Here is a 10,613-nt window from a genome sequence, read left to right as displayed (position 1 = left end):
CAGCGCCGTCCCGACCGCCCCCATCGCGACCGACGCCCAATCACCGCTCTCGATGGCCGACTTCAGATCGTTCGCCGACTCCAGCAGCGAAATCCCCGAGTACGCCTTCGTGGAATCCTTCGTCTCCGCCACCAGCGGGTTTGCCACTGCGCAACCCTCTTTTCACCGAGTCGTCGCCCGAAATTAGCAGCGCCGGACCCGGTTTCACCGGTATGGGCCACCGGCTGCCCGAAAATCTCCCGATCGCTGTCCGGGGCGGGCAACGGCCCCGCCGGCGTGGAGGTGATCACCACCAGAGGAGCCGGACGAGTGGGCGGTTCCGCCCTCTCTCCCCGGCCGGAACCGCTCCTAGAGTTCACCCCGCGACCGGAAGGAAAGGGGGTGCCATGGACGGGTTGATGCAGCCACGGCCGCTCACCATCGCCCACATCCTGGAGCGCGCCGAGCGGCTCTACGCGCACAAGGAAGTCGTCACGGCGGGGGAGGGACGGCTGACGTACGCCGAGGTCGCCGACGGGACCCGGCGCCTCGCCACCGCACTGGACGCCCTCGGCGTGCCGCCCGGCGCCCGGGTCGCGACCTTCGCGAGCAACCACCGGCGGCACCTGGAGCTCTACCTGGCGGTCCCGGCCACCAAGCGGGTGCTGCACTCGATCAACATCCGGCTGCCGGCGGAGCACCTCGAGTACATCGTCGGCCACGCCGAGGACGACGTCCTGTTCGTCGACCGCGCGCTGCTGCCCCGCATCTGGCCGAGCGCCGGGCGGCTGCCGGGCGTGCGGCACTGGGTGGTGCTGCCCGACGACAGCGGCACGCCGATCCCGGCGGACGAGCGTGTCCTGCACTACGACGACCTGGTCTCCGCCGCCGAGCCCTTCACCGGTTCGTTCGAGGACACGTTCACGCTCGCGGACGAGCACCTCGCATCCGGGCTGTGCTACACCTCCGGCACGACCGGGCGGCCCAAGGGCGTGCTCTACAGCCACCGGTCGACCGTCCTGCACGGCCTGGGCACCCTGGCCGCGGGCCTGATCGGGCTCTGCGAGAGCGACGTCGTGCTGCCGATCGTGCCGATGTTCCACGCCAACGCCTGGGGCCTGCCCTACGGCGCGATGCTGGCGGGCGCGTCACTGGTGCTGCCCGGGCCGTCCGCGGACCCGGACCACCTGCTGCGGGTGATGGCGGCCGAGCGGGTCACCGTCGCCGGGGCCGTCCCGACGGTCTGGACCGGCATGGCGCCGCGGCTGCGGGACCACGACCTCGGTGCCACGCGGTTCCTGCTCGGCGGCGGCGCGGCCGTCCCGCCGGCGCTGTCGGAGACCTACCGCGCCGCGATCGGCGTGCCCATCACGCACTCCTGGGGCATGACGGAGATCAGCCCGGTCGGCGCCATCGGCGGGACCCGCACCCAGCACCGGGACGCGCCCGAGGCGGACCGGGTGGCGGTGCGGGCCGCCCAGGGCCAGCCGCTGCCGCTGGTGAACGTGCGGATCGCCGACGTCGAGACCGGCCGGGAGCTGCCCCGCGACGGCACCGCCGTCGGCGAGCTGCAGGTGGCGGGGCCGTGGGTGGCGGGTGGCTACTACCGGGTGGCCGCCGCCGGCAGCTTCACCGCCGACGGCTGGCTGCGCACCGGCGACCTGGCCACCCTCGACGCCGACGGCTACCTGCGGCTGGTGGACCGGATGAAGGACCTGGTCAAGTCCGGTGGCGAGTGGATCTCCTCGGTCGAGCTCGAGGGGGCCATCGCCGCCCATCCCGACGTCGTCGAAGCGGCGGTGATCGCGCGGCCGGACCCGCGGTGGGGCGAACGCCCGGTGGCCTACGTCGTCCTGCGCGAAGGCAGCGCGACGACGGCCGCCGAGCTGCTGGCGCACCTCACGCCGATGGTCGCGAAGTGGTGGCTGCCCGACGAATTCGTCCTGGTCCCCAGCCTCCCGAAGACGGGCACCGGCAAGATTTCGAAGGCCGCCCTGCGCGATTCGGCCGAAGCCTCAGGACGTGACCGCGCGGAGCTGGTGCAGCCGGAGGCCAAGCTGTAGTTCGAGGTCGTTCCCGTGGCGCCAGCCGGCCCCGAGCACGGTCCCGGCCCGGTCCAGCCGCTTGAGCAGTGTGTTGACGTGCAGGTGCAGCGCACGGGCCGTCGCGGCGACGTTGGCGCGGTGGACGTAGTACGCGCTGAGCGTGCCGACCAGGTCCGTGCCGCGCCGCTCGTCGTACTCGAGGAGGGCACCGATCGAGGCGGCGAGGAACCGGTCGAGCTCACCGGCCCGCTCGGGATCGAAAACCATGGCGTACAAGGCGTATTCGCCCGTGGTGGCCCCCAGGTCGGTGTGCCCGAGCGCGCGCAGCACGGCGCTGCAGCGGCCGGCCAGTGCGAACGCGCGGGCCCAGTCGTGGTCCGCGGCGGGTTCGCCGACGACGAGGACGGGCTCGCCCAGCGAGCGCCGGAGTCCGGTGTGGACGTCGGCCACGGTGCGGTCCGCGTCGGGGCCGGGCAGGATCATCGTGGCCCGGCCGAGGTGTTCGCCGGCCAGTCCGTTGTGGACGCGGGCGAGGTCGTAGAGGTGCCGGGCCAGGCCGGCCGGCGGCACCGCCGGGCAGTCCGCGACCAGCACCAGGTCCAGGCGGTCGACGTCGATGGCGCGGGCGCGGGCGCGGGCGCGCTGGGCCGGGCCGATCGTGGGGCCGCCGAGGACGAGCTCGGTCAGCAGTTCGCCGCTCACCCGTTCGCCCGCCTCGGCCACGGCCCGCTCCTTGAGGACGAGCAGCCCCAGGATGTGGGTGGCGCGTTCGAGGGTCCGCAGGTCGGTGTCGTCCGGTGCGCCGTGGCGGCCGGCCGCGTCCCGGGTCCACACCAGCGCGCCGAGGTAGCTGTCACCGGCCTGGATCGCGGCCACGCTGCGGGTGGTTCCGTCCGCGGCCACCGAAACCGCGCAGCGGCCCGAGCGCCGGGCGTCCTCGACCGCGCCGGCCAGCTCGTGCCCGTCCGCCGGGCCGAGCAGCGTGACGCTGCCGCCCAGCTGGTCGGCCAGGTGCTGGGCGACGTCGCCGGGTGTCCCGCCGCCCAGCACGACCCCGGTCAGGGCTTCGTGGATCGCCTGCGCCCGCTCGATCTTCCGGTAGGCGACCCGCAGTTCCCGCAGCGCGGTCCGGCTTTCCTCGTACAGCCGGGCGTTGTCGAGCGCGACGGCGGCGTGGTCGGCGAACGCGTTCAGCAGCGCGATTTCCTCGGCCTGGAAGGACCGTTCCGAGCGGTCCGCGGCGAACAGGGCACCGACCGCCTCGCCGCGGATGACCAGCGGCACCCCGAGCAGCGCCACCAGTTCCTCGGTGCCGACCAGCCGGTCGAAGTCCGGATCGTGCCGGATGCGCGTCGAGCTGGCGTAGTCGCGCACCCAGTGCGGGCTCTTGGACGCCAGCACCTTGCCGCCGAGCCCGACCGTGGCCGGGATGGTCGCGGCGAGGAACTCGGCGGAGATCGTCCCGTCCGACGCGCGCGCCGAGAGCCTGCCGTCCGCGCCGACCAGCGAGAGGTAGGTGAAGTCGGTGCCGATCAGGTCGTGCGCGTGGTGCACGATCGACTGCAGGACCTCGTCGAGCTCGCCCAGTGCGGTGAGCGATTTGACGGTCGCGTACAACGACGCCAGTTCACGCTGCCGTCGTCCGGGCGAGCCACTGGTCACGGCACGGTCCTCCGGTGTCAGGTGGGCGAAAACCCCACCGCGGGGTGCGGAGGAGTGGGTGGTCCACACCTCCGGGGGCAGCGTAACCGCGCCCTACCATGACCGCCATCACCTGCCGGCGCTCATCGACGAAGGCGGCACCCATGGCCATCCCGCTCACCCAACCCGACGGGCAGTCCGGCACCGCGGTGTCCGCGACCGGGCGCCGGGCCTTCCGCAAACTGCTGGCGGCGGGGCTCGTCGGCAGTTCGATCGAGTGGTACGACTTCTTCCTCTACGGCACCGCGGCCGCGCTGGTGTTCCCGAAGGTGTTCTTCCCGCACGCGACGGCGCTGACCGGGACGCTCCTGGCCTTCAGCACGTTCTGGGCGGGGTTCGTGGCGCGGCCGGTCGGCGGGGTGCTAGCCGGGCACCTCGGCGACCGGTACGGGCGCAAGCCGGTCGTCGTCGCCTGCCTGGCCCTGATGGGCGCCGCCACCTTCCTCATCGGCTGCCTGCCCAGCGCGGCGAGCGCCGGCGCGGTGGCCCCGATCCTGCTGGTCGTCCTGCGGTTCGTCCAGGGGCTCGCGGCCGGCGGCCAGTGGGGCGGGATCGTGCTGCTGCTGACCGAATCCGCCGGTCCGAAGCGGCGCGGGTTCGCCGGGACCTTCGGCCAGACCAGCGTGCCGGTGGCCGTGGTGCTGTCCAACCTGATCTTCGTGGCGGCGAGCGCCCTGATGCCGGACGCCGCCTTCCTGAGCTGGGGCTGGCGCATCCCGTTCCTGCTCAGCGTCGTGATGTTCGGCGTCGTGCTCTACATCCAGGCCAAGGTGGAGGACACGCCGGAGTTCCGCGCCCTGCAACGGGAAACGGCGAAGCCGGTGGTCCGGGCACCGCTGGCCGAGGTCGTCCGCCGCCGGTGGGGCACCATCCTGCTCGGCTGCGGGCTGCTGTCCGCCACCAACAGCCTGTTCTACGTCAGCATTTCCGGCCTGCTGAGCTACGGCACCGGCACCCTCGGCCTCAAGCGCAACGCGCTGCTGGCGGTCGTGCTGCTCAGCTCCGCAGCGATGCTCGCGACCATCCCGTGGTCCGGGTACTTCTCGGACAAGGTGGGCCGGCGCCCGCTGATCCTCATCGGCGGGCTGGGCGTGGCCGCCTGGGCCTTCCCCTACTTCGGGCTCGTGAACACCGCGTCCCTGCCGCTGATCTTCGTCGCCGTGACGGTGGGATTCGTGTTCCAGTGCCTCACCTACGGCCCGATCGCGAGCTTCCTCGGCGAGCTGTTCGCCCCCAACGTCCGCTACTCGGGTGCGTCGCTGGCCTACCAGCTGTCGGCGATCATCGTCAGCGGCGGCACGCCGTTCCTGATGACCGCGCTGATCGCGGGGACCGGGAGCACCTGGCCGGTCGCGGTCTACATCACGGCGATGGGGCTGATCACCTTCGCCAGCGCGTGGTTCCTGCCCGAGACGAACCCCGCCGAGGTCCGCGCCGATCCGCACGCCGTCCCGGGCGCGCACCTCCACTGAGAAGGAGCCGCAATGAGAACGCGCAAGTTCCTGGTGTCGGCGGCCGTGGTGCTGGCGGCGAGCGCCGCCGCGCCCGCCGCCGCGGCGGCCCCGGCGGCCCCGGACTGCGCCGGGCTCGCCGGGCTGGCGATCCCGGCGCGGGCGATGAGCCTGCCGACCACCGGCGGCCGCGTCACGGCGGTGTCGGAGGTGTCGAATCCCGTTGCGGGTGAGTACTGCCAGGTCGACGCCGACCTGTTCCCGGTCGACCCGGCCGCGCCCGCGATCAAGCTGCGCGTCGCGCTGCCCCGCGCGTGGAACCACAAGGCGCTGATGTTCGGCGGCGGCGGGTTCAACGGCACGATCCCCGACGTGACGGCGAACGTGCCGTTCGGGCCCGCCGACCGGCCGGCGCCGCTGGCCCGGGGGTACGCCACCTTCGGGAGCGACTCGGGTCACCAGCAGAACCCGGCGCGGCCACCGTCCCTCGACGGATCGTTCGGCCTGAACGACGAGGCCCTGACCAATTTCGCCGCCGGAGACGCCCTCAAGAAGACCCGGGACGCGAGCCTGTTCCTGATCCGCCACGCCTACGCGGCGACGCCCGCCGAAGTGTTCTTCTCCGGCGGGTCGACCGGCGGCCGCGAAGCCCTCGTCGTCGCGCAGCGGTGGCCGGCCGCGTTCGACGGCGTGATTTCCGCCTTCCCGGCGTGGAACAACCTCGCCGAGATCCTCGATTTGGGCTACCTGACGCAAATCCTGGCACGTCCCGGTGCTTTCCCCGGACCCGCGAAGCAGACACTCCTCTACGACAGCGTCATCAACGCCTGTGACGGCTTGGACGGCGTCGCCGACAAGATCGTCTCGAACCCGGCGGGCTGCCGCTTCGACCCGCGCGTGCTTCGCTGCCCGGGCGGGGCCGACACCGGCCCGGCCTGCCTGTCCGATGCCCAGCTCGGCGCGGTGCGCGCGATGTCGTCGCCGTTCCGGTGGCCGTATCGGGTCGCCAGCGGGGAAACCGCTTACCCGGGCTTCCCGTTCCTCTCGGGGGCGGACATGCGGACGCCGTTCCTCGGCTTCGGCACCACGGCGCCGGCCGACCCGATGCCGGTGACGAGCGGCTACGGGATGCAGTATTGGGACCAGTGGGTCAAGTACTTCCTCACCCGGGACCCGCTCCACAACGCCCTCGACATCGATCCCCGCCGTCCCGGCGCGTGGCTCGGCCGGATCAGTGCCCTGTCCGCGATCGAGGACCGGAACAACGCGGACCTGCGCCCGTTCGCCCGCGCCGGCGGGAAGCTGATCCTGATGCACGGCGCTGCGGACGAACTGGTCTCGCCGTACTCGACGAGCGACTACTACGAGCGGGTGCGTGCCGTGGCGGGCCCGCGGGCGACGAGCGAGTTCCTGCGCTACTACGTCGTGCCCGGGGCCAACCACGCCAACTTCGGGACACCGGCGTTCGCGGCCGGCTGGGACTCGCTTTCGGCCCTCGAACGGTGGGTCGAGCAGGGCCGGGCACCGGCGGGCCAGGTCGTCACCGACCTGGCCCACCAGCGGACCCGCCCCCTCTGCGAGTACCCGGCGTGGCCGCGGTACTGGGCCGGTGACCCGGACCGCGCCACGAGTTTCACCTGTGCCCGGTGAGGTTCACCCGATGGCCACGGTGAAGATGTGCATCGCCGCTGTGCCCATGTTCGCGCCGTCGCTGACGTCGGGCAGGGTCAGGTACCGCACGGTTTTGCCGGGCTGCAACGGGATCGGCGCGTAGTACAGGCTCACCGGCTGGTTCAGCCGCCCGTTGCTGTTGTTGAGGTAGGGGAGGGTGGTGAGGATGTCGCCGCCGGTCGCCGCGTTGGCCCACCAGTCGGCGAAGCTGACGGAATGGGACTCGGTGGTGCCGTCGGTGTAGGTCACCGTCGCCGTTCCGCTCGGGCTGCCGTAGTCGCCCGCGCCGATCAGGCCCAGGGTGTGGCCGGAGCCCGAGATCGCGATCGTCTGCCCGCCGGCCACCCCGCCGGCGACGACGTTGTCCTGGCCGCCCGGCGGGGCGTCCGGCCAGGTGAACGTCAGGCCGTCGTGGGTGAACGTGGCTCCCGGCGTGAGGCTGGGCGTCGCCGCGGCCAGTGCCTGCGCGGAGAAGCTGGCGTTGCCGCCGTCGAAGTTGCCCGCACCGGGGGTGGCGTCGTCGCTGGTGCCCACGTTGTTGTAGGCCGCGGCCAGCGACGGGTACGGCGGGTGCGGAAGCAGCACGGTGGTCGCGTCCACGGAAGCGCCGGGCCCGTTGGCGGAGGTGAACGTGGCCTGCGCCGACACGGCGAACTTCCCGGGCTGGGCCGAGGCCGGCACGCCGACCTCCCAGGTGGTGGTGACGGTCTGCCCGGGCTGGACGACGGGGAAAGTGGCCGGCGAAGTGGCCTTCACGGTCCAGCCGGCGGGCACGTCGAGCGTCATGGTCACGTCACGCAGCGGCCGGGCGCCCGCCGGGTTTGGCAGCGTCGTGGTGACCGGGTAGGTCGTGCCCGCTTGGACCTGGGCCGGTGCGGCGAGCGAGAACGGCTGCTTGACGACCACCGGCGTGCTGCCGGTGACGCCGTCGACGGTGACGCTGATGGTCGCGACGCCGGGCGCCACCATGGTCACCTGGCCGGTGCGGCTGACCTGGGCCACCCGCGGATCGCTGCTGCGGTAGCCGATCCGGGCGTGCGCGAGGTCGGTGAACGACTGGTCGTCGCGCACCGCCTCGACGACGTGGTCGGCCGGCACGTGCTGAGCCGCCTGGGCGGTGTCGTCGGCGATCCACGGGTTCCGGCCGGTCAGGTCGAGCCGCGCGCCCGGCGCGAAGACGACCTGGCCGGGCTGCACGCTCACCGACCGCGTCTTCGGCGTGCTGGCCCCGCTGACGGTCACCGCGGCGCTGCCGGCGAGGTGGTCGGCGTCGGCACCCACGCCGAAGCGGTAGGAGCCGTCGTACACGACCTGGCGGTGCTTTCCTTCGTCCCACAGCGCCAGGTCCGTGATCCGGACCGGGATGGCCAGGTGCTGGGTCTGGCCGGGGGCGAGCACGCCGGTCTTCCGGAACCCGGCCAGGCGCCGGCGCGGGAGTTCCACGCCCGGCACGCCGAACGCCGTGGCGGCGTACAGCTGGGCGACCGCGGCGCCGGCCGTGCCGCCGGTGTTGGTGACGTCGACGTGCACGGTGACCTGCCCGTCGGCGGTGACGTGCCGGGTGTCGGCGTGCACGCGCGAGTAGGTGAAGTTCGTGTAGGAAAGCCCGTAGCCGAAGGGGTACGCCGGGGTGCCGGTGAAGTACTGGTAGGTGCGGCCGAGCCCGCCGGTCTGGGACGGCGTGAGGCCGTAGTTCTTGATGGCGGGCAGCTGCGAGTCGTCGGCGTACCAGGTGAAGTTCAGGTGCCCGCTGGGGTTCTGCCTGCCGAACAGGACGTCGGCGAGCGCGGTGCCCTGGCTTTCCCCGTTGTAGGCGCTGAACACGATGGCCGGGACGCCGTCTTTCGCGTGGGTGAGCGAAACCGCGCCGCCCGCCTGGACGGCGAGCGCGGTGCGGGGGTTGCCGGCCGCCTTGACCTGGTCGATCAGCGAGTCGTAGTTGCCCGGCATGGCGATGCTGGTGCGGTCCTTGCCTTCGGTGGCGGTGTTCGTGTCCGTGCCGGCGGACACCACGACGAGGTCGGCGGTCTTGATCGCTTCGAGGGTCGCCGGGGCGCAGGCGGCCGCGGTCGTGGTGCCGGTGGACGTGCCGCACGCGTCGAAAGTGACGGTGGCGGCCGGGTTCGCCGCCTTCAGGGCGGCCGTGATCCCCTGCACGGCGGTCACCTGCACGGCCGGTTCGCCGGAGTAGCCGCCGAGAGTCACCTTGCCGGCGAGGTCCCCGACGACGACCACGCTGCCGAGTTTCGCCGGATCGGCGGGCAGCAGCGGCTTCCCGGTTCCGGGCAGGGCGTCGTTCTTCAGCAGCACCAGCGAGTTGGCGGCGACCTTCGCGGCCAGCGCGTGGTGTGCGGCGCTCTGGATCTGGTCCTTGGTGATCTTCGTGTAGGCGACGCGGTCCGGCGGGTCGAACTCGCCGGTCTGCATCCGCGTGGTGAAGACGTGCACCAGCGCGTTGTCCAGCACGCCTTCGGAGAGCACGCCGGCCTTGATGGCCTCCTCGACGTTGGCCACGGTGGCTTCGGAGCCGGTGCAGTTGAGCTGGGTGCCGGCGCGCAGGGCGTACGCCTGCCCACCGGCGGCCCCGGAAACCTGCTGCCCGGTGGCGGTGTTCGTCCACTGGGTGGCGGCCCCGGCGGTGGTCGTGGTCCAGCCCGGCGGCGCCCAGTCGTGGCTGCCCGGGGCGTAGACGTCACCGACGGCACCGCAGTCGGAGGTGGTGTAGCCGTCGAAGCCGTAGGTGCGCTGGGCGAGCGCGTTGGCGGTGTAGGTGTTCGCCGGCGCGGGGGTGCCGTTGATGGCGTTGTAGGAGGTCATCAGGCCGGACACGTGCGCGTCCTGGATGAGGGAGCGGAACTGCGCGGTGTAGTAGTCGCGGATGTTGGCGTCGGTGGTGTCGGAGGAATCGGCGTGCCGGTCGTTCTCGACGTTGTTGAGCGCGTAGTGCTTGGCCGTGGCGGCGACCTTGAGGTAGGGCGTCATGGGCCGCCCGGACGGCGTCTGGCCCTGGTAGCCGTTGACGAAGGCACCGGCCATCTTCGCGACGAAGAAGGGATCCTCGCCGAACCCCTCGTCGGTCCGCCCCCACCGCGGGTCCCGGTCCAGGTTGACGGTCGGCGCCCAGTAGGTGAGCGAGCCGTACCCGTTCTTGTCGGGCCCGATGTTGTTCTGCGCGACGCCCCACAGCGACTTGTCCAGCATGCCGCGGGCTTCGTCGGAGATCGCGGTGGTCTCCTGGTAGAGCAGATCGGGGTCCCACGACATGGTGCTCGCGAGGTTGGTGGGGAAGCTGGTGGCGTGCACGCCACCGGTGTCGGTGCCGTGATCGGTGTTGGCACCGAGCGTGTTGAGGCCGTGCTGGCCTTCACTCCAGTAGGTGTACTGCTGGACACCGAGCCGCGGAATGGCGGGCGCGCTGTTGGTGTGCAGCTGCAGCACTTTTTCGGGCAGCGTCATCCGGGAGACGAGATCGGCGGCCCGTTCGGCGAAGCTGTAGCGGGTGTCCCGGTAGACGGGAAGCGCGGCGGGAACGCCCGCCGCGGCGGGAACGACAAAGGTGGCGGCGGCGATCGCCGCGGTGAGCGCGGTGGCGGTCAGCCGCCGGCCGGGGGAGAGCAAGGGCATCGGATCTCCGTCACAGAAGGTCGATGGCTGCGGCTTGGTCCGCTCGTCATCGTTAGCAGCCGCCGCGCGGGAGTGGCAAGGCGCCGGTGCCGAGCCCGAGGTCGCGTCGGCGGAATAACCGGAGAGGTTTGTAAATTTCACG

The 10,613-nt window shown here is 72.3% G+C and carries 5 protein-coding genes; 3 read left to right on the top strand and 2 right to left on the bottom strand.

Annotated features, from left to right (window positions below; all coding sequences use genetic code 11):
* The first annotated feature begins 386 nt into the window (after window positions 1-386).
* Window positions 387-2,042 carry a long-chain fatty acid--CoA ligase gene (locus OO60_RS27825; protein ID WP_051767791.1) on the top strand — a complete coding sequence of 552 codons (1,656 nt, stop codon included), beginning with the start codon at window positions 387-389 and terminating at the stop codon, window positions 2,040-2,042.
* Here OO60_RS27825 and OO60_RS27820 read toward each other — a convergent pair.
* The gene (locus OO60_RS27820) at window positions 1,995-3,686 is read right to left on the bottom strand and encodes a helix-turn-helix domain-containing protein (protein WP_033262401.1); all 1,692 of its coding nucleotides are present in this window, start codon (window positions 3,684-3,686) and stop codon (window positions 1,995-1,997) included. The genes OO60_RS27825 and OO60_RS27820 overlap by 48 nt on opposite strands.
* Before the next feature lie 143 nt (window positions 3,687-3,829).
* On the opposite strand from OO60_RS27820, the gene OO60_RS27815 reads away from it, so the two are divergent.
* On the top strand, window positions 3,830-5,197 hold the full coding sequence (locus tag OO60_RS27815) for an MFS transporter (RefSeq protein ID WP_033262400.1): 1,368 nt from the start codon (window positions 3,830-3,832) through the stop codon (window positions 5,195-5,197).
* 12 nt (window positions 5,198-5,209) lie between these two features.
* Window positions 5,210-6,826, top strand: a complete 1,617-nt coding sequence (locus OO60_RS27810) for a tannase/feruloyl esterase family alpha/beta hydrolase (protein ID WP_033262399.1) — start codon at window positions 5,210-5,212, stop codon at window positions 6,824-6,826.
* 3 nt (window positions 6,827-6,829) lie between these two features.
* Here the strand turns inward: OO60_RS27810 and OO60_RS27805 are convergent, their stop codons facing one another.
* Window positions 6,830-10,471 carry a glycoside hydrolase family 3 C-terminal domain-containing protein gene (locus OO60_RS27805; RefSeq protein WP_003078483.1) on the bottom strand — a complete coding sequence of 1,214 codons (3,642 nt, stop codon included), beginning with the start codon at window positions 10,469-10,471 and terminating at the stop codon, window positions 6,830-6,832.
* Window positions 10,472-10,613 lie beyond the last annotated feature (142 nt).

Source organism: Amycolatopsis vancoresmycina (assembly GCF_000716785.1).
Classification (GTDB): Bacteria; Actinomycetota; Actinomycetes; order Mycobacteriales; family Pseudonocardiaceae; genus Amycolatopsis; species Amycolatopsis vancoresmycina.
Note: the sequence above shows the minus strand (reverse complement) of the source record. Positions and strands in the feature narration are given on the sequence as shown.

Excerpts from the sequence above, each read along its gene's own strand:
- OO60_RS27815 (WP_033262400.1), top strand. The coding sequence starts at position 3,830 with ATGGCCATCCCGCTCACCCAACCCGACGGGCAGTCCGGCACCGCGGTG.
- OO60_RS27805 (WP_003078483.1), bottom strand. The coding sequence starts at position 10,471 with ATGCCCTTGCTCTCCCCCGGCCGGCGGCTGACCGCCACCGCGCTCACC.
- OO60_RS27810 (WP_033262399.1), top strand. The coding sequence starts at position 5,210 with ATGAGAACGCGCAAGTTCCTGGTGTCGGCGGCCGTGGTGCTGGCGGCG.
- OO60_RS27825 (WP_051767791.1), top strand. The coding sequence starts at position 387 with ATGGACGGGTTGATGCAGCCACGGCCGCTCACCATCGCCCACATCCTG.